General features: G+C 67.3%; 20 protein-coding genes. 5 read left to right on the top strand and 15 right to left on the bottom strand.

Going from position 1 to position 17,642, the window contains the following annotated elements; translation table 11 throughout:
* Positions 1–3: 3 nt before the first annotated feature.
* The gene (locus tag B0W80_RS00230) at positions 4–483 is read left to right on the top strand and encodes a GNAT family N-acetyltransferase (RefSeq protein WP_076997084.1); all 480 of its coding nucleotides are present in this window, start codon (positions 4–6) and stop codon (positions 481–483) included.
* 62 nt (positions 484–545) lie between these two features.
* Here the strand turns inward: B0W80_RS00230 and B0W80_RS00235 are convergent, their stop codons facing one another.
* From B0W80_RS00235 to B0W80_RS00255, 5 genes are read right to left on the bottom strand one after another with little or no spacing between them, the layout of a single operon-like run.
* Complete coding sequence (locus tag B0W80_RS00235) at positions 546–1,817, bottom strand: acyl-CoA dehydrogenase family protein (RefSeq protein ID WP_076997085.1); 1,272 nt, start codon at positions 1,815–1,817, stop codon at positions 546–548.
* Between the two features lie 26 nt (positions 1,818–1,843).
* Positions 1,844–2,932 carry a phosphotransferase gene (locus tag B0W80_RS00240; protein WP_076997086.1) on the bottom strand — a complete coding sequence of 363 codons (1,089 nt, stop codon included), beginning with the start codon at positions 2,930–2,932 and terminating at the stop codon, positions 1,844–1,846.
* Between the two features lie 14 nt (positions 2,933–2,946).
* Positions 2,947–3,669, bottom strand: a complete 723-nt coding sequence (locus B0W80_RS00245) for a Crp/Fnr family transcriptional regulator (RefSeq protein WP_076997087.1) — start codon at positions 3,667–3,669, stop codon at positions 2,947–2,949.
* 56 nt (positions 3,670–3,725) lie between these two features.
* Positions 3,726–4,505 (bottom strand): oxepin-CoA hydrolase, alternative type, encoded by a 780-nt coding sequence (locus B0W80_RS00250; RefSeq protein ID WP_076997088.1) that lies wholly within the window; start codon positions 4,503–4,505, stop codon positions 3,726–3,728.
* A gap of 42 nt (positions 4,506–4,547) precedes the next feature.
* Positions 4,548–6,068: a 3-hydroxyacyl-CoA dehydrogenase gene (locus B0W80_RS00255; RefSeq protein ID WP_076997089.1), complete on the bottom strand. Its 1,521-nt coding sequence runs from the start codon at positions 6,066–6,068 to the stop codon at positions 4,548–4,550.
* 149 nt (positions 6,069–6,217) lie between these two features.
* On the opposite strand from B0W80_RS00255, the gene B0W80_RS00260 reads away from it, so the two are divergent.
* Positions 6,218–8,347 (top strand): bZIP transcription factor, encoded by a 2,130-nt coding sequence (locus B0W80_RS00260; protein ID WP_143684419.1) that lies wholly within the window; start codon positions 6,218–6,220, stop codon positions 8,345–8,347.
* Here B0W80_RS00260 and B0W80_RS00265 read toward each other — a convergent pair.
* From B0W80_RS00265 to lexA, 4 genes are all read right to left on the bottom strand, one after another.
* Positions 8,334–9,509 carry an MFS transporter gene (locus tag B0W80_RS00265; protein WP_076997091.1) on the bottom strand — a complete coding sequence of 392 codons (1,176 nt, stop codon included), beginning with the start codon at positions 9,507–9,509 and terminating at the stop codon, positions 8,334–8,336. The two genes, B0W80_RS00260 and B0W80_RS00265, sit on opposite strands and share 14 nt — an antisense overlap.
* Complete coding sequence (locus B0W80_RS00270; RefSeq protein ID WP_076997092.1) at positions 9,506–10,513, bottom strand: D-2-hydroxyacid dehydrogenase family protein; 1,008 nt, start codon at positions 10,511–10,513, stop codon at positions 9,506–9,508. Before B0W80_RS00270 ends, B0W80_RS00265 begins: the two co-directional genes overlap by 4 nt.
* Before the next feature lie 111 nt (positions 10,514–10,624).
* Complete coding sequence (locus B0W80_RS00275; protein WP_076997093.1) at positions 10,625–10,960, bottom strand: hypothetical protein; 336 nt, start codon at positions 10,958–10,960, stop codon at positions 10,625–10,627.
* Between the two features lie 153 nt (positions 10,961–11,113).
* Positions 11,114–11,788, bottom strand: coding sequence for a transcriptional repressor LexA (gene lexA, locus B0W80_RS00280; RefSeq protein WP_076997094.1), 675 nt, complete (start codon positions 11,786–11,788; stop codon positions 11,114–11,116).
* Between the two features lie 74 nt (positions 11,789–11,862).
* Between lexA and B0W80_RS00285 the strand changes: the two genes are divergently transcribed.
* From B0W80_RS00285 to B0W80_RS00295, 3 genes are read left to right on the top strand one after another with little or no spacing between them, the layout of a single operon-like run.
* Positions 11,863–12,864, top strand: coding sequence for an asparaginase (locus B0W80_RS00285; protein WP_076997095.1), 1,002 nt, complete (start codon positions 11,863–11,865; stop codon positions 12,862–12,864).
* Positions 12,865–12,868: 4 nt separating this feature from the next.
* Positions 12,869–13,285: a hypothetical protein gene (locus B0W80_RS00290; RefSeq protein WP_076997096.1), complete on the top strand. Its 417-nt coding sequence runs from the start codon at positions 12,869–12,871 to the stop codon at positions 13,283–13,285.
* Between the two features lie 20 nt (positions 13,286–13,305).
* On the top strand, positions 13,306–13,779 hold the full coding sequence (locus tag B0W80_RS00295) for a DUF6152 family protein (protein ID WP_076997097.1): 474 nt from the start codon (positions 13,306–13,308) through the stop codon (positions 13,777–13,779).
* Here B0W80_RS00295 and adk read toward each other — a convergent pair whose 3' ends face one another.
* From adk to B0W80_RS00325, 6 genes are all read right to left on the bottom strand, one after another.
* The gene (adk, locus tag B0W80_RS00300) at positions 13,780–14,436 is read right to left on the bottom strand and encodes an adenylate kinase (RefSeq protein ID WP_076997098.1); all 657 of its coding nucleotides are present in this window, start codon (positions 14,434–14,436) and stop codon (positions 13,780–13,782) included.
* 161 nt (positions 14,437–14,597) lie between these two features.
* Positions 14,598–15,362, bottom strand: a complete 765-nt coding sequence (gene kdsB, locus B0W80_RS00305; RefSeq protein WP_076997241.1) for a 3-deoxy-manno-octulosonate cytidylyltransferase — start codon at positions 15,360–15,362, stop codon at positions 14,598–14,600.
* A 2-nt stretch (positions 15,363–15,364) separates the two neighbouring features.
* A complete protein-coding gene (locus B0W80_RS00310; protein WP_076997099.1) occupies positions 15,365–15,547 on the bottom strand; it encodes a Trm112 family protein in 183 nt (60 codons plus the stop codon).
* Positions 15,528–16,508 (bottom strand): tetraacyldisaccharide 4'-kinase, encoded by a 981-nt coding sequence (gene lpxK, locus B0W80_RS00315; RefSeq protein ID WP_076997100.1) that lies wholly within the window; start codon positions 16,506–16,508, stop codon positions 15,528–15,530. Before lpxK ends, B0W80_RS00310 begins: the two co-directional genes overlap by 20 nt.
* Position 16,509: 1 nt before the next feature.
* A complete protein-coding gene (locus B0W80_RS00320; protein ID WP_076997101.1) occupies positions 16,510–16,935 on the bottom strand; it encodes a biopolymer transporter ExbD in 426 nt (141 codons plus the stop codon).
* 5 nt (positions 16,936–16,940) lie between these two features.
* Positions 16,941–17,573, bottom strand: coding sequence for a MotA/TolQ/ExbB proton channel family protein (locus B0W80_RS00325; protein ID WP_076997102.1), 633 nt, complete (start codon positions 17,571–17,573; stop codon positions 16,941–16,943).
* Positions 17,574–17,642 lie beyond the last annotated feature (69 nt).

A 17,642-nucleotide genomic window follows, 5' to 3' on the forward strand; every position in this document is an offset into this window, starting at 1 on the left:
CACATGATCGACGTCCTGCTCGCCGATTACCGCAACCCGGTCCATGCAGAGGCCGTGGTCGGGTTGCTGGACACCTATGCCCGCGATCCCGCCGGCGGCGGCACGGCCCTGGCGCCCGAGGTGCTGGCCCGCCTGCCCGACGCGCTGGCCTCGCGGCCCCAGGCCTTCAGCGTGCTGGCCTACGACGGCGAGCAGGCCGTGGGCCTGGTCAACTGCATCGAGGGCTTTTCCACCTTCGCCTGTCGCCCGCTGGTGAACGTGCACGACGTGGTCGTGCTGTCCAGCCATCGCGGGCAGCGTGTCGCGCAGCGGATGTTCGCCCTCGTCGAATCGGAGGCGCGCGCCCGTGGCGCCTGCAAGCTCACGCTCGAGGTGCTGTCGGGCAACCGCAGCGCACTGAATGCGTATGAGCGCGAGGGCTTCGCCGGCTTCCAACTCGACCCGGCCTACGGCCAGGCCTTGTTTCTTCAGAAGAAGCTGTAGCCGATAAAAAGCCGCCGGTGCCCGAAGGCATGCGGCGGCGTTGCGCAGAAATGCGATTCAAGTCAGAAGCGCGTCACGGGCATGTCGCTGCCGACCTTGTCGGTGCCGTACTTGCCCAGTTCCCATTTGGCGATCGCGTTGCGGTGCACCTCGTCCGGGCCGTCGGCGAAGCGCAGCGTACGGGCCCCCGCGTAGGCGTACGCCAGCGGGAAGTCGTCGCACATGCCGCCGCCGCCGTGCACCTGCATGGCCCAGTCGATCACCTGGCAGGCCATGTTAGGCGCGACCACCTTGATCATCGCGATCTCGGCCTTGGCCACCTTGTTGCCGGCCACGTCCATCAGCCAGGCGGCCTTGAGGGTCAGCAGGCGGGCCATGTCGATCTTGCAACGGGCCTCGGCGATGCGCTCCTGCGTCACCGTCTGCGAGGCCACGGTCTTGCCGAAGGCCACGCGCGAGGACGCGCGACGGCACATCAGCTCCAGCGCGCGCTCGGCCAGGCCGATCAGGCGCATGCAGTGGTGAATGCGTCCCGGGCCGAGGCGGCCCTGGGCGATCTCGAAGCCCCGGCCTTCGCCGAGCAAGATGTTGCCGGCCGGCACGCGCACGTTTTCGAAGAACATTTCCACGTGGCCATGCGGCGCGTCGTCATAGCCCATCACGTTGAGCGGGCGCACGATGCGGATGCCCTTGGCATCGGCCGGCACCACCACCATGCTCTGCTGCGAATGCTTCGGCGCCTCGGGATCGGTCTTGCCCATGGTGATGAACACCTTGCAGCGCGGATCGGCCGCACCCGAGATCCACCACTTGCGGCCGTTGACCACGTACTCGTCGCCCTGGCGCTCGATGCGTGTGGAGATATTGGTCGCGTCGCTCGATGCGACGTCGGGCTCGGTCATCGCGAAGGCGGAGCGGATCTCGCCTTCGAGCAGCGGCTTGAGCCAGCGTGCCTTGATCTCGTCGGAGCCATACCGTGCGATGGTCTCCATGTTGCCGGTGTCGGGCGCCGAGCAATTGAAAACCTCGGGTGCCCATGGCACGCGACCCATGATCTCGGCCAGCGGCGCGTATTCCTGGTTGGTGAGGCCGCCGCCCTTGTAGCCCGAGACCTCGGCGCTGTCCACCGGCAGGAACAGGTTCCACAGGCCCTGGCTCTTGGCCTTCTGCTTGAGCTTCTCGACCGTCTGCAGCGCGGTCCAGCGCTTGCCGGCCGCCGTGTTGGCGGCCAGTTCGGCCGAGTACTCGGCCTCGGCAGGGTAGATGTGGGCTTCCATGAACGCGGTGACGCGCGCCTGCAAGTCCTTGGTCTTGGCCGAATAGTCGAAATCCATGCTGTCTCCTGTGGGTGAAAGTGCGCTCAGGCGCGCTGGGCGAATTGCCAGGCCATCTCGGCCATCGGCCGGGCGCCGCGGCCCGAGGCCACCGCCTGCTCGCTCGAGGCCGTGCCGGCCTCGACGCGCTTGGCGATGCCCTGCAGGATCGCGGCCATGCGGAACAGGTTGTAGGCCTGGTAAAAATTCCAGTCTGGCGCCAGTGCCTCGGGGGTGGTGAGGCCGGTTCGTTCGCAGTAGCGGCGGATGTAGTCGCTCTCGAACGGGATGCCCAGGCTATCCAGGTCGAGGCCGCCGATGCCGCGGAACTTGCCGGGCGAGATGTGCCACGACATGCAGTGGTAGCTGAAGTCGGCCAGTGGATGGCCCAGCGTCGACAGTTCCCAGTCGAGCACGGCGATCGCGCGCGGCTCGGTGGCGTGGAACATCAGGTTGTCCAGCCGGTAGTCGCCATGCACGATGGAAATCATCTTCTCGTCGCGCGCGCTGGCCGGCATGTGGGCCGGCAGCCATTCCATGAGGCGGTCCATCTCGGGGATGGGCTGCGTGATGGACGCCATGTACTGCTTGCTCCAGCGGCCGATCTGCCGCTCGAAGTAGTTGCCCGGCTTGCCGTAGTCGGCCAAGCCGCGCTCGGCGAACTTCACGGTGTGCAGCGCGGCGATCACGCGGTTCATCTCGTCGTAGATGGCGCTGCGCTCGGCCTTGCTCATGCCGGGCAGCGACTGGTCCCACAGCACGCGGCCTTCCATGAACTCCATGATGTAGAAAGCGCGGCCGATCACCGCCTCGTCGACGCACAGGCAGTGCATCTGCGGCACCGGTACGTCGGTGCCGGCGAGACCGCTCATGACCTTGAACTCGCGTTCGATCGCATGCGCGGACGGCAGCAGCTTCGCCACCGGGCCGGGCTTGGCGCGCATGACGTAGCTTCGAGCGGGCGTCACCAGCTTGTAGGTCGGATTGGATTGGCCGCCCTTGAACATCTCGACCGACAGCGGCCCCGCGAAGCCGTCCAGGTTCTGCTCGAGCCAGGCGGTGAGCGCGCCGACATCGAAAAGGTGCTGCTGCGAAACGGCGCGGGTGCCGACGAAGTTGTCGAAGTCCTGGGTCATGTCTCTGCGTTCTGTTATTGGTCGTCGGCTTCCGAAATGCGCATCAGCGAGGCGCGGTCCAGCACCACCAGGCCGCCCGGCTCGATGCGGATCACATCCTCGCGCTCCATGGCCTTCAGCTCCTGGTTCACGCGCTGGCGCGATGCGCCCAGCAACTGGGCCAGCTCTTCCTGCGCCAGGTGCAGGCCGATGCGCATCTGGCTTCCGTCCGCCAGGTTGGGCACTCCGTAGCTGCGCACGAGGTGGATGAGCTGCTTGGCCAGTCGCGCCCGCAGCGGCAGCGTGTTCAAGTCTTCCACCAGCCCGAAGAGCTGCCGCAGTCTGCGCGCCTGCAGGCGCATCAACGCCTCGTACAGCTCGACGTGCGTGGCCAAAATCTTCTGGAAGTCGGCCCGCGCCACGCAGACGATCGTGGTGTCGCCATGCGCGTAGGCGTCGTGCGTGCGGCGGTCCCCGTCGAACATCGCGATGTCGCCGAACCAGATGCCGGGCTCCACGTAGGTCAAGGTCACTTGCTTGCCCGACACTGCCGTCGAGCTCACGCGCACCGCGCCTTTGGCGCAGGCGATCCATTGGTCGGGCGGGTCGCCGCGCGCGGCGATCAGCTCGCCGTCCTTGTAGCGCTTGACGAAGGTGCATCGAAGAATGTCGTGACGCAGGGAAGGGGATAAAGAAGAGAACCAGCGACCACCATTGATCGCCTCTCGTTCTTCGATGGTAAGAATGGGCTCGTCCATGAACTGTCCTGTGCGTGACTGAGGGGCCCGGGCGCTGTCGCCCGAGCGACGCGGCGCTATTCGTAGCGCGGCTTTTCCTTCGCCAGGAAGGCGTTGATGCCGATGCCTGCGTTGGGGTGGTGAAGGTTGCGCACGAAGTGGTCGCGCTCCTGCGAAAGCTGGGCGCTCAAAGTGCCGCCGCGCCCTTCGCTGAGCAGCTCCTTGATGCTGGCCAACGAATTGGGCGCCCGTTCGCCCAGGCGCTTCGCGATCGCGAGTGCAGCCGACAGCGCCTGGCCTGGCTCGGTGAGTTCGTTGACCACGCCGACGGTATGCAGGCGCGCCGGCTCGATGCGGCCGCCCAGCATCAGCCATTCGCTCGCGAGCTGGCGCGGCAACATTTGCGCCAGGTGCCAGCTCAGGCCGCCGTCCGGCGACAGCGCGACGTTGCTGTACGACGCGGCGAACACCGCATCGCGTGCCGAGACGATCAGGTCGCAGGCCATGGCCAGCGAAAAGCCGGCACCGGCCGCCGCGCCCTCGACCGCTGCGATCACCGGCTTGGGAAAGGTGCGGATCGAATCGATCCAGTTGTGCAGTGCTTCGATGCTTTCGGCCTGCACTGCGGGCTCGCGCTCGCGGTTGCCCAGCAGGCGCTGCAGCGAGCCGCCGGCGCAGAACCAGGCGCCTTCGCCCACCAGCACGACACTGCGGACCTCGTCGCTGCTCTCTGCGCCGTTGAGGGCTTCGATGCCCGCGGCGTACATCTCGGGCCCGAGTGCGTTGCGCTGGGACGGATTGGAGAGGGTCAGCACCATCGTGCTGCCCTCGGTGGTGCTCTTGAGTTCGGCGGTCATCGGTCGGTCGCTCGTCCTTGCTTCTATTGATTGTTGCCGGGTCTATTCTTCCGTGTGGGTCAGGCTCAAGCCCAGCGCGCCGCGGCGGCGCAGCCACGGGCTCGGGCGGTAGCGCGGGTCGCCGTAGACCGTCTGCATGTTGAACAGCACTTCGAGCATGTTGGTCGGCCCGTACAGGTCGCCCATGGCGAGAGGGCCCTGCGGGTAGCCCAGCCCCAGCTTAACGGCGGTGTCGAGGTCGGCCGGCGAGCAGACCTGTTGCTGGCACATGTCGGCCGCGATATTCACGATGGTCGCGACCACGCGCTGCGTGACGAAGCCGCCGCTGTCGCGGATCACGCTGACCGCCTTGCCGTCGCGCGCGAACAGCGCGTGGGCAGCATCACGCATGTCGGGCCGCGTCGCCGGGTTGGTGGCCAGCACGCGCCGCTTGGTGGCTGCGTCGTCGACCATCAGGTCGATGCCGACCGTGCGCGTGGCATCGAGCCGGTCGACTGCCGCGACGGTCGTGACGTCGAAGCCCAGCGGTGCAACCAGGATCAACGCAGCGGAGGAGGGCGTCGCGCCGGTCTCGAGCTGTGCGCCCAGTGTGTGCACCAGGCGTATCAACTCCGGCCGCCGTGCGGCGCGGGGCGAGATCCAGACCGACGGGCTGCCTTCGAGCGCAGGCACGGCAGGCTCGGGCGCCTGCTGCGCGACGCCGTCGACATACCGATAGAAGCCTTCGCCCGTCTTGCGACCGAGCGCGCCGGCCGCGAGGCGCTGCGCCGTGATCACGCTGGGCCGGTAGCGTGGCTCCTCGTAGTACTGGCGGTAGATCGACTCCATCACCGGATGGGAGACGTCGAGCGCCGTCAGGTCCAGCAGCTCGAAGGGCCCCAAGCGAAAGCCGGCCTGGTCCTTGAGGATGCGGTCGATCGTGGCGAAGTCGGCCACGCCTTCGCCCGCGATGCGCAACGCCTCGGTGCCGTAGCCACGCCCCGCGTGGTTGACGATGAAGCCCGGCGTGTCTTGCGCCTGCACGGCAGCGTGGCCCATCTGCTTGGCATAGGCTGCGAGCCGCTGACAGACCTCGGCATCGGTCTTGAAGCCCGCCACGACTTCGACCACCTTCATCAGCGGTACAGGGTTGAAGAAGTGGAAGCCCACCATGCGCTGCGGCTGCGCCATCGCCGCGCCGATGGCCGTGACCGAGAGCGAGGATGTGTTGGTCGCGAGCACGGCCTGGGGCGCGACCACCGCTTCGAGGTCGCGGAACAGTTTGCGCTTGACCTCCAGATCCTCGACCACGGCCTCGATCACCAGGTCGCAGCTTGCGAGCGCCTGCATCGAATCGACGGCTCTGATTCGCCCTGACAGAATGTCGCGCGCGGCATCATCGAGCTTGCCCTTCTCCAGCAATCTGTTCCATTGAGCGATGATGGCGTCCCGGCCCCGGACGGCCGCGCCTTCGAAGCTGTCGAGCAGGAGAACCTGGCTCCCCGCCTGGGCGGCAATCTGGGCGATTCCGCGTCCCATGGCGCCTGCTCCGATAATTCCTACGTTGGAAAACTGCACAGTCATTTGATAATTGTCTCTCCGTGAAAAAGGTGCGCCTTTGAGGCGTGCCAGAATGCGGCCACTTTCGAATACTTTTGTAGCCAGTCATTTTGCAACCACCACGTTTGGCTGCGGCCCTCTTTCTAATCGGGTGCGCATTTGAATCGTTTGCCTTGACGATAGGCCGGCCACAGGGCGCCGTCTGGATCGGCAAGCCATTGGACGTGGTGATCCCGCTCGCGCTGGATGACGCCGAGGCCGGTGGTGCGCTCTGCCTCGAAGCAGAGGTGATGCAGGGCGACAACCCGATGTCGAACGACAGCTTGCGCGTGTCGCTCGAGCCGGGCACCACGCCATCCAACTCGCGCATCCGCATCCGCTCGAACCAGAGCGTCGACGAGCCGGTGATCAACGTGAGCGTGCGCGCAGGCTGCGAAATGCGCTCCTCGCGCAGCTACGTCCTGCTGGCCGATGTGCCCACGCAGGCATCGCTGCCTCTCGTGGCGCGCACCGAAACACCGCCGCCTTCCGTTCGCATACCCGAAGGCGCCTCGAACTCGCGCGGCTCCGAAGCGGGGTCATCGTCTGGTTTCGGGAGCAGCGCGCCTGCCCGGCGCCAGTCGGCCGCGCCTGCCGCACGCAGCGAAGATGCGGATGCGCCGCCGCCGCGTCGTGCGGCAGCGCCCGCAGCGGCACCGCGCAGGCCTGCTGCCGCCCCTCCGCCTGTGGCGGCCGCCCCGCGCTCGGTCACGCCCCGCGCCCCGGCGCCGGCACCTGCTGCCGAAGCACCCCGACGCGAAGCGCGTGTGGGTGGTGCCCGTCTCCAGCTCGAATCGCTGGAGCCCGTGCCGGTCGCGCAACCCGGCCTGAAGACCACCAACCAGCTGACCATGCCGGCGGTCGAAGACCCGGCGCGGCGCGCCGCCGCCGCGGCCGACTGGCGTGCCCTGAGCGGCGACCCCGAGGCTGCACAGCGTGACGCCCAGCGCGAGAGCGAACGCATCAAATCGCTGGAGGCCACGCTGGCCACGCTGCGCGAGCAGACGGCGCAGAACCAGCGCGCCTTGCTCGAACTTCGCAGCGAACTCGCCGACGCACGCGAGAGCCGCTACAGCAACCCGCTCGTCTATGCCTTGATCGGCTTGCTGCTGTTGGCGCTGGTCGCGATCCTGCTGCTGTGGCGCCTTGCCGCCCGGCGCGCCGAGCCCGCCTGGTGGCGTGAGCCCTCGGCCAAGGCTGATGAAGGCCCGACCCGTCCCGACACCTTCGACAAGATGGTCGACGAGGATCTCGCCGAGCAGTCGAGCCGCCGCGACAGCGCCAATGCCACCAATTTCGGCACGACCACCTTCGCCGGCCTGGTGCCCGACGCGGAAGAGGCCGAACCCGAGCCGCCGCCCGCGCGCACGCCGGACGGTGTCCCCGTGCGGCCGGTGAACACAGAAGAGCTGTTCGACGTCCAGCAGCAATCGGATTTCTTCCTCTCGCTGGGCCAGCACGACCAGGCCATCGCGGTGCTGCGCGAGCACATCGCCACCAACCCCGGCACCAGTGCGTTGGCCTACCTCGACCTGCTGCGCATCTACCATGCGCTGGACCGCCAGGACGACTATGCGCGTCTGTCCGAAGAGTTCGAGCATGCCTTCAACGCCGACGTGCCCGACTTCGATCAGTTCAACCAGACCGGCAAGGGCCTGGAGCACTACCGAGGCGCGCTGGCCCGCATCGAATCGCAGTGGCCTGCGCCGGGCACGCTGGCGCTGATCGAGGAACTGATCTTCCGCAAGCCCGGCACGCACGAGGACGAGGTCTTCGACCTGGCGGCCTACCAGGAGCTGCTGCTGCTCTACTCGGTCGCCAAGGAAGTCATCGACCCGGACAGCGCACCGCCGGCACCGGTCACGGCGCAGTCCTTCGCCGACACCTATAGCCATGACGCGATGCTCACGGCACCGGCGCCGTTCGAGCCCGAAAGTCCGCCCGACGCCATCGATGCCGGCCCGACGTTGCCGCCTTCGATGTACGGCGCCATCGACGACCACCTGGGTCACGAGACCGTGCTGGTGCCCGAAGCCCCAGCGCCGGCGCCCGATGTTCCGGATCGCGATTCGGTGCGCGTGCAGCCCGACGTCAGCCTGGACCTGGAAGACTTCGACCGCACCGCCTTCGAAACCATGCGGGCGCCGATCGACTCACCCAAGCCGCCGCCGGCTCCGTCGACCGATCCGCACGTGATCGACTTCGAACTCTTCGACCCCGACACCGAGGCCGAGATCGCGCCGAAGCCGATCAAGAAGCGCTGAACGCCGGTGAATGCCGCTGGGCCCGGTCGACCGCCAGGCTCAGGAACAGGGCGCAGACCAGCATGGCAAGGCCGGCCCAGCTCATCCAGGCGATCGCATCATGGGCCAGCAGCCAACCGCCGGCTGCGGCGCCCACCGCCTGACCCACATAGATTCCCGAGCTGTTGAGCGCGACCGAACCCGGCGCGAGCGCGGGCGCCATCGAGACGAGCCTCGCCTGCTGCGCCGAATTGGTGGCGAAGCAGCCCAGGCCCCAGGGCACGAGGATGAGCGCCAATCCCATCAGGCTGACACCGAGCGGCCATAGCAGCAGGCTCAGGGCGATCGACGCCGTGGTGAGAAGCACCATGCGCGACGCGCCGAGGTGGTCGATGGTGCGGCTCACCAGCATGTTGCCCACGAGGCCGCAGACGCCGAACCAGGCCCAGACGAATCCGAGCGAGGTCGCGTCCGCCCCGACCGTTTGCTTCAACACCGGCGCGAAGTAGCTGAAGAGAACGAACTGGCCACTGCCCTGAAGGGCCGTGACGGCGACCACGCCCATCAGCAAGGGACTGCGGAGCACCTGCGCCCACGCGGCGCGCGTGAGGGCAGGAGGCCGGATGCCGGGTGGAAGCTGGCGCCAGATCCAGGCGGCGCTGATCAGCGACAGCAGGGCGATCAGGATGAACGCCGGGCGCCAACCGAAATGACCACCGATCAGGGCGCCCAACGGCAGGCCCAGCACCGAGGCCATCGACCAGCCGAGGAAGACGAAGGTCACCGCGCGGCCGCGCTGTTCCGGCGGCACCAGGAGGCCCACGCAGGCTGCTGCCTGGGGCGTGAAGATCGCGGGAGAGATGACCGTCAGCATGCGCACCGCGAGCAGCGCGCCGAAGCTCGGCATCAAGGTCGCGAGCACATGGCCGGCGGCATACCACAGCATCGTCGCGGCCAGCAGCACCCGGCGGTCCCAGCCCGCGACCAGGGCTGCCAGCAGCGGTGCGCCGAAGCACACCACCATCGCACCGGCGGTGATCAGCTGCCCTGCGGTGGCCGCGCTGACCTGCAGCGAGGTGCTCAGTTCGTTGAGCGTGCCCGGCACGACCATCACGCCGGTGCCGATCACGAAATTGCCCGCCAGCAGTGCCCAGAGGGCCGCGGGCAGGGCGGGGCGCTTCAACGACGCACCTGGAGCGCGCCCGGATTGACGATGTTGGTCGGGCTGCCCTTGATGAAGCTCACCACGTTGTCGAAGGCCTGGCCGAAATACAACTCGTAGCTGTCCTGCTCCACGTAGCCGATGTGCGGCGTGCAGATGCAGTTCTCGAGCCGCAGCAGCGCATGCCCTTGCAGAGGGGGTTCGCTTTCGAAGACATCGATCGCAGCGAGCCCCGGCCTGCCGCGGTTGAGTGACGCCAGGAGGGCGTCTTGCTCAACCAGCTCGGCGCGCGAGGTGTTGACGAAGAGCGCGGTAGGCTTCATGCGCAGCAGGTCTTCCAGCGTGACTAGCCCACGGGTCTCGTCGGTCAGCCGCAGATGGACCGAGAGCACGTCGGCGGCCATGAAGAAGGCCTCGCGGCTGGGCGCGACCTGGAAGCCGTCGGAGCGCGCGCGGGCGCAGCTTTCTTCGCGGCCCCAAATCACGACCTGCATGCCGAAGGCCTGCCCGTATCGCGCCACCAATTGGCCGATGCGGCCGTAGCCCCAGATGCAGAGCGTCTTGCCCTTGAGCACCGACCCCATGCCGAAGTTGGGCGGCATCGACGCGGACTTGAGCCCCGACTGTTGCCACGCGCCGTGCTTGAGGTTGCTGATGTACTGCGGCAACCTGCGCATGGCGGCCATGATCAACGCCCAGGTGAGCTCTGCCGGCGCGAGTGGCGACCCCGTTCCTTCGGCAACCGCCACGCCGTGTTCGGTGCAAGCAGCAACGTCGACATGATGTCCGACGCGGCCCGTCTGCGAGATGAGCTTGAGCCTGGGCAGCTTCTCGATGAGCTGGCGCGAGATCTGGGTGCGCTCGCGGATCAGCACGATGACGTCGGCGTCCTTGAGGCGAACCGACAGCTGCCCGATCCCCTTCACGGTGTTGGTATAGACCTTGGCGGCATAGGCATCGAGCTTGGAAGCGCAGCGCAGCTTGCGCACTGCATCCTGGTAGTCGTCGAGGATCACGATGTTCATGGCACGTCATTGTGCCTCGCACTACCCACGGCGCCGCGCATGCATGCCAGAAGCGCAGGATGCCCGTGGGTTAAGGCTGCGCGCCAGTGAGGCCGGCGCGCAGCGTCGAGACTAGTGCAGACGGCCGGATGACGCGGCAGTGCCGGCCGCTTCGAGTGCGGCCAGGCGTTCGAGTTCGGCGCACACGTCTGCCATGCGGCCCGAGATGACGACGCGGCCATTGCTGCGGCCGCTCGTCTGCGCATCGACCGTACGAACCACGCGCAACGGGCGGGCCTGCGCCGCCAGGCGCGTCGCTACGGCTGCGGCCGGACGTGTCGCGCAACTCGGACGGATTCCCACGTATCGAAGACCGGATGCGTTCGCGCGGCGCGAAGGCATCCATCGGCTGGCCAACGATTGCAGAGGCATGAACAGGTCGGCGAAGCTGAGCAGAGCAATTCCCATGTGAAACTCCATGAAGGTCAGAGGTTGAACACAGGCAGGATTGCTGTCGTCGTCGGCCGCGACAGGGTGATGGCCCCTTGGCCATACGCCCGCCACCTGTCGCAGCCGTTGGGGGGCGGAACGCGCGACGCGCGCGCATCCGCCCGATGGGGGCTACATCAGCATCGTGTTGCGAATCAGGCCGACGGCCAGGCCTTCGATTTCGAAAGGCTCGCCAGGCTGGACGATGATGGTGGGGTAGTCGGGGTTCTCGGCATGGAGCTCGATGACCTGCTTGGTGCGCTTGAGGCGCTTGACGGTGACTTCGTCACCGAGCCGCGCCACGATGATCTGGCCGTTGCGCGCCTCCTTGGTCGATTGCACGGCGAGCAGGTCGCCGTCCATGATGCCGGCGTCTCGCATGGACATGCCGCGCACCTTGAGGAGGTAATCCGGCTGCCGCTGGAACAAGGTGTTCTCGACGTAATAGGTCTGGTCGACGTGCTCCTGCGCCAGGATGGGCGAACCGGCTGCGACACGCCCGATGAGCGGCAGAGCGAGCTGGGCCATGCCGGGCAGGGAGAGCGAATACTGGTTATTGCGCGATTCGTTGAGCGAGCGCAATGCGTCGCCCTTGAGCCGGATGCCGCGCGAGGTACCGCTCACCAGCTCGATGACGCCCTTGCGCGCCAGCGCCTGAAGATGCTCTTCGGCCGCGTTGGCAGACTTGAAGCCCAGCTCGGCCGCAATTTCGGCGCGCGTGGGCGGCGCCCCGGTTCGGGCGATGGCGCTTTGGATCAAGTCGAGAATCTGCTGTTGACGGGCGGTAAGCTTGGGGGCGAACTGCATTGGCGGCTCCTTGCTGTACTGGCTGAACATCCAGTAGCTGTATTTTTAACCAGTTTTGGAAACTTTGGCAAGCCATGGCCGATTCGAAGCAACAAACCCGGCGTCGCGTCATCGTTCTGGGAACGGGCGGCACCATCGCCGGCCGAGCGGCGGCGTCAGGCGACAACATCGGTTACACCGCCGGGCAGGTGGGCGTGACGGAGTTGCTCGAAGGCGTCGAGGCGCCTTCCGGCGTCGCGGTACAGACCGAGCAGGTTGCGCAGGTCGACAGCAAGGACATGAGTTTCGCGATCTGGCGCACCCTGGCAGAGCGCTGCGCGCATTGGCTGGCGGACCCCGACGTGGCGGGCCTCGTGATCACCCACGGCACCGACACGATCGAGGAGACCGCGTTCTTTCTTCAGTCCGTGCTGGCGCCGTCCAAGCCGGTGGCCTTGACCTGTGCCATGCGGCCTGCCACCGCCCTGACGCCCGATGGCCCCCAGAACGTGCGCGATGCGATCGCGGTCGCGTCCAGCGCCGGCGCACGGGGAGTGACGGTGGTGTGCGCAGGCACCGTGCACAGCGCGTTCGATGTGCAAAAGGTGCATACCTACCGCATCGATGCCTTCTCTTCCGGCGATGCAGGGCCGGTGGCTTACGTGGAAGAAGGCGCCATGCGCGAACTCAGGCCGTGGCCAACCTCGGCGCCGGAGCCCGCACGCCAGGCTTTTGCGCGCGTGGTGCGGGCCGTGCGCTGGCCTCGGGTCGAGATCCTGTTCAGTCACGCCGAGGCGGGCGGCAGCATCGTCGACCTATTGGTGGCGGAGCGGCAGTCGGGTGCGGCGGAGCCGGTGCAGGGCCTGGTGCTTGCGGCAACCGGCAACGGTACGCTGCACGAAGCCCTCCAAGCTGCGGCCCTGAGGGCGCAGGCAGCCGGCATCGGCGTGGTGCGAGCCACACGCTGCGTGCAGGGGCGCATTCTTCCCACGCCGGGCGCGGTGCTGCGCGATGCGGGCGCGCTGACGCCGGTCAAGGCACGCATCGCGCTCATGCTGGAACTGATGGCGTCTCAGGCCCAGGCCACCGGCGGCTGAGCGCATGTTCGCTGCGCTTCAGTCCAACGCCTGGATGTATCCCGCGCTCGAGGTCGTGCACATCGTCGGGATCGCGCTGCTGGTCGGCAACCTGATCGCACTCGAAATGCGCGTGTTCGGCCGCGCCGACGCGTTGCCGGTCGAGGCGATGGCCAGGCTGTCGCTGTCGATCGCGCTGGCCGGCTTCGCGCTTGCGGCAGCCAGCGGATCGCTGATGTTCGCCACGCAGCCGGCCGAACTGCTGTCCAACCGCGCCTTCATCGCGAAGATGGGCCTGCTCGTGTTCGCCGGCTGCAACGCCGCCTGGTTCCATGCCCGCGGATCGCTGCGCAAACTCGACGCGCTGGCGCGGATTCAGATGCTGATGTCTACTGCGATCTGGCTGGCGGTCGTGTTCTGCGGCCGCTGGATCGCCTATTGATTGAAAGAAGGAGCTATTCGATGAACCGTCGCCGCATCCTCATCGCTGCCGCATCCTTTCCCCTCGCAGGCAAGGTGGCCTGGGCCCACCACGGCTGGAGCAGCTTCGACCAGGACCGCCCGATCTACCTGGAGGGCAAGGTCACGCGCGCGCGTTGGCAGAACCCGCATGTGGAGCTGATGATCGACGTACCAGCCGGTCTCAAGGTGCCTGCGGACCTGGCGAAGCGGAGCCTGCCCTCGCAAAGCGCGCCGGTGGACGGGGCGGGCCTGCTCGCGAAGGCCGCAGTGCCGCGACGCACGGAGCGTCAGTGGGAACTCGAACTCGCACCGCTCACGCGGATGGAAGCCTGGAAGGTGGCAGAGATCAAGGCCGGCACCGCCGTCTCGGCAGTGGGCTTCACCTTCAAGGAAGAGAAGGGCGAGCCCATCATGCGGGTCGAATACCTGTTCGTGGACGGCAAGGTCTACGGGCTGCGGTCCAGCCCGGCCTGATCAACTCGCCAGAGAGGCGAAGGCGCGCTGGGTGATTTCCTCGACGGTGCCCACGCCGCTGATGGCACGGTACTTCGGCGCCGCGTCCGGCTCGGTCTTGGCCCAGGCGGCGTAGTAGTCGACCAGGGGACGCGTCTGCTTGCTGTAGACGTCGAGCCGATGGCGCACGGTGTCTTCCTTGTCGTCGTCGCGCTGGATCAGGTCTTCACCCGTCAGGTCGTCCTTGCCTTCGGCCTTCGGCGGATTGAACTTGACGTGGTAGATGCGGCCCGACGCCGGGTGCGAGCGGCGCCCGCTCATGCGCTCGATGATGTCCGCGAAGGGCACGTCGATCTCGAGCACGTAGTCGAGCTTGACGTTGGCGGCGCGCATCGCGTCGGCCTGCGGAATGGTCCGGGGGAAGCCGTCGAAGAGGAAACCGTTGGCGCAATCGGGCTGCGTGAGCCGTTCCTTGACGAGGTTGATGATGAGGTCGTCGCTGACCAGGGCGCCGGAATCCATGACGGCCTTGGCCTGCAAGCCGAGCGGTGTGCCAGCCTTGACCGCGGCACGCAGCATGTCGCCGGTGGAGATCTGGGGGATGCCGTACTTCTGGCAGATGAAGGCAGCCTGTGTGCCCTTGCCCGCCCCGGGGGCGCCCAACAAAATCAGTCTCATGGTGTCCTCGGACGGTTCTTCGATTTCTGTAGCGCCTGCCTGCCTGTCTCAGGCGACGGAGCAAGGGCGCAGTTGCGTCGAGGATAGCATGCAGCCCCGGGGGCGCAGAGGCGCCGAGGCCCCCGTGTTTCAGCCTCGATTCGGTGCTCGATCCGAGCCGCTCAGTGGGCGGCGAACCAGGCGCGTACGCGCTCCAGGTCTTCCGGGGTGTCGATGCCCGGCCCCGGCGCATGGGTGCTCACGTGCACCGCGATGCGGTGACCATGCCATAGTGCGCGAAGCTGCTCGAGCGCTTCGGTCGCCTCGACCGGTGCTGGCGGCAGGCCGGGAAAGCGCCGCACGAAGCCGGCGCGATAGCCGTAGATGCCGACGTGGCGCAGCGGTCCGGGCGCGGTCGGGAGCGCCGTGGGGCCGCCCTTCGCGAAGCCGTCGCGCCACCACGGGATGGGCGCGCGGCTGAAATACATCGCATTGCCCTGCGCGTCGAGCACGGTCTTGACGACGTTGGGATTCACGAAGTCTTCGAGCGTGTCGATGGCATGGGCGGCCGTGCTCATCGCGGCATCGGGCTGGTCCGCCAGGGTCTGGGCCACGGCATTGATGAGGGCCGGATCGATCAGCGGTTCGTCGCCTTGCACGTTGACCACGATCTCGTCGTCAGGCAGGCCGAGCAGGTGGCAGGCTTCGGCAAGCCGGTCGCTGCCGCTCGGATGGTCGGTGCGCGTGAGCAGAGCCTGGACGCCGTGCGCCGCGCACGCGTCGACGATTCGGGCATCGTCGGCCGCCACCACCACGCGGGCCGCTTGCGACTGCATGGCTCGCTGGGCAACGCGCACCACCATCGGCAGTCCGGCGATATCGGCAAGCGGCTTGTCCGGCAGCCGTGTAGAGGCGAGTCGGGCCGGGATCAGAACGTCGAAGCGCAGCGTCACAGGCCGAGTTCTTCGTCGGAAAGGGTGCGCGCCTCGGTTTCGAGCAGCACCGGGATGCCGTCGCGCACGGGGTAGGCCAGGCGTGCGCTGCGCGACACCAGCTCTTGCTTGTCGCGGTTCCAGGTGAGCGGTCCCTTGGTCACGGGGCAGACGAGCAGTTCAAGCAGCTTGGTGTCCATCGGTCGATGATAGCTTCGCGTCCAGGGCGCGGAAGAAGGCGGGCTCGGGCTCGAACAGCAGCGGCACGGCCAGTGCGTCCGGAGCATGGCGCCATAGTTTGGCCGCGTCCTTCTCGGTACAAAGAACGGTGTGGCCTTGGCGGGCCGGCGGCTGCCACCGGTCGAAGTCGTCATGGTCGGGCAGGGCAATGCACTGCTGCACGTGCAGCCCGAGTTCGCGCAACATCTGGAAGAAGGCCTCGGGCTTGGCGATGGCCGCAACGGCAACCAAAGGCCTGCCGGTCAGTTCGGTCAGGGGCACCGCGGTGCCGTCGCTGCGCACTGCATGGTCGGCCAACGCGCGGCGGGCCGTGAAACCTTCGAACGCGGGCCGCGCGCCGGTGTGCAGCACCAGGTCGCAAGCTCGAGGCCAGGGCTCGCGCAACGGGCCGGCGGGGAGCAGCCATCCATTGCCCGTCCCGCGGTCGTCGAAGACGCAGATCTCGACGTCGCGGGCCATCGCCATGTGCTGCAGGCCGTCGTCGCTCACGATGCAGCGAATATCCGGATGCCGTGCGAGCAGCGCGCGCGCGGCCTCGACGCGCCGCCTCGCGACGAAGACGGGTGCTTCTGTCGCACGGTGGATGAGCGCCGGCTCGTCGCCGACGTCGCGTGGATCGCTGTCGTCGAGGACTTCGCGGCAGTCGTCGGTGGCTCGGCCATAGCCCCGCGAGATCACGCCCACCCGAAGCCCGCGGGCCTGGAGATGACGCACGACGGCCATCACGACTGGCGTTTTGCCCGAGCCGCCGGCAATCACGTTCCCAACGACGATCACGGGCACGCCGACGTGCTCCGTGCGCAGGATGCCGGACCGATAGAGCGCGCGTCGGGTTGCGGCCAAGGCGCCGAAAAGCAGCGACAGCGGCCACAGCGAGCGTGCGGTGGCCCCGCGCCCGAGCCAGGCCTGCTGCAGCCCCAAACTAGCGGCCGGCCCGTCCGGCCGATTGGGTGGCGAAGGTGATCTGCGAGAGCCCGGCGCGGCGCGCGGCCTCCATCACGGTGATCACGGACTGATGGGCAACGGTGGCGTCGGCGCTGATGATCACCACGTTGTCCTTGTTGCCGTTGGAGGCCGCGCCCAGGGCATCGGCCACGGCCTCGACGCTGCGCTCGGCCAACACGGTCCTGTTGATCGAATAACGGCCATCGGCCGACACCGCGACGATGACTTCCTTCGGATAGTCGCGCTGCGCATCCACGTCGGCGACCGGCAGTCGCAACTGCATCTCGGTGAACTTGCTGTAGGTGGTGGACAGCATCAGGAAGATGAGCACCACCAGCAGCACGTCGATGAAGGGAATCAGGTTGATCTCGGGCTCTTCCTTCGAGCCGTGGCTGAAGTGCATCCGCCTCATGACCGCAGCGTGTTCAGGTGGCGCGCGAAGCGCTCGCCGGCCAGTTCGAGGTTGAGAAGGTATTCGTCGACCCGGCTGCGGAAGTAGCGCCAGAAAATCAACGCCGGGATCGCGACCATCAGCCCGAAGGCCGTGTTGTACAGCGCGATCGAAATGCCATGCGCCAACTGCGCGGGGTTGCCGGAGCCGACTGCCCCGGTGCTCGGCGCTTGCGAGCCGAAGATTTCGATCATGCCGATCACCGTGCCGAGCAGTCCCAGCAGCGGTGCTGCAGATGCGATGGTCGCCAGCGCGGGCAGGTAACGTTCGAGTCGATGGGCGACGACGCGCCCGGCGGCTTCCATGGACGCACGCAGGTCGTCTTCGGTGGATTGCGGGTTCGAGTTCAGCGTGCGGAAGCCGGCGGCGAGCACTTCGCCGAGGCCCGAGTTTTTCTCGAGCTTGGTCACCACCTCCGGCCCCGGAATGGCGTTGCGCGAGACGCCGATGGCTTCGTCGAGCAACTTGGGAGGAAGAACCTTGGCCGTCTTGAGGCTGCTGAATCTTTCGATGACCAGTGCAAGCCCCACCACTGAACAAGCGAGCAGCGGCCAGATCGGCCAGCCCGCAGCAACTATGATCGAAAACAAAGAAATCCTCCGGCCCGTGGATTACGAATGCGCGGCGATTATCCACCCGTCGGAAGCAGATGTTCCCAT

This window comes from Variovorax sp. KK3 (assembly GCF_001984055.1).
Classification (GTDB): Bacteria; Pseudomonadota; Gammaproteobacteria; order Burkholderiales; family Burkholderiaceae_C; genus Variovorax.

Bases quoted from the DNA above. Each gene is read 5' to 3' on its own strand.
- B0W80_RS00230 (WP_076997084.1), top strand. From the start codon at position 4: ATGATCGACGTCCTGCTCGCCGATTACCGCAACCCGGTCCATGCAGAG.
- B0W80_RS00235 (WP_076997085.1), bottom strand. From the start codon at position 1,817: ATGGATTTCGACTATTCGGCCAAGACCAAGGACTTGCAGGCGCGCGTC.
- B0W80_RS00240 (WP_076997086.1), bottom strand. From the start codon at position 2,932: ATGACCCAGGACTTCGACAACTTCGTCGGCACCCGCGCCGTTTCGCAG.
- B0W80_RS00245 (WP_076997087.1), bottom strand. From the start codon at position 3,669: ATGGACGAGCCCATTCTTACCATCGAAGAACGAGAGGCGATCAATGGT.
- B0W80_RS00250 (WP_076997088.1), bottom strand. From the start codon at position 4,505: ATGACCGCCGAACTCAAGAGCACCACCGAGGGCAGCACGATGGTGCTG.
- B0W80_RS00255 (WP_076997089.1), bottom strand. From the start codon at position 6,068: ATGACTGTGCAGTTTTCCAACGTAGGAATTATCGGAGCAGGCGCCATG.
- B0W80_RS00270 (WP_076997092.1), bottom strand. From the start codon at position 10,513: ATGAACATCGTGATCCTCGACGACTACCAGGATGCAGTGCGCAAGCTG.
- B0W80_RS00275 (WP_076997093.1), bottom strand. From the start codon at position 10,960: ATGGGAATTGCTCTGCTCAGCTTCGCCGACCTGTTCATGCCTCTGCAA.
- lexA (WP_076997094.1), bottom strand. From the start codon at position 11,788: ATGCAGTTCGCCCCCAAGCTTACCGCCCGTCAACAGCAGATTCTCGAC.
- B0W80_RS00285 (WP_076997095.1), top strand. From the start codon at position 11,863: ATGGCCGATTCGAAGCAACAAACCCGGCGTCGCGTCATCGTTCTGGGA.
- B0W80_RS00290 (WP_076997096.1), top strand. From the start codon at position 12,869: ATGTTCGCTGCGCTTCAGTCCAACGCCTGGATGTATCCCGCGCTCGAG.
- B0W80_RS00295 (WP_076997097.1), top strand. From the start codon at position 13,306: ATGAACCGTCGCCGCATCCTCATCGCTGCCGCATCCTTTCCCCTCGCA.
- adk (WP_076997098.1), bottom strand. From the start codon at position 14,436: ATGAGACTGATTTTGTTGGGCGCCCCCGGGGCGGGCAAGGGCACACAG.
- B0W80_RS00310 (WP_076997099.1), bottom strand. From the start codon at position 15,547: ATGGACACCAAGCTGCTTGAACTGCTCGTCTGCCCCGTGACCAAGGGA.
- B0W80_RS00320 (WP_076997101.1), bottom strand. From the start codon at position 16,935: ATGCACTTCAGCCACGGCTCGAAGGAAGAGCCCGAGATCAACCTGATT.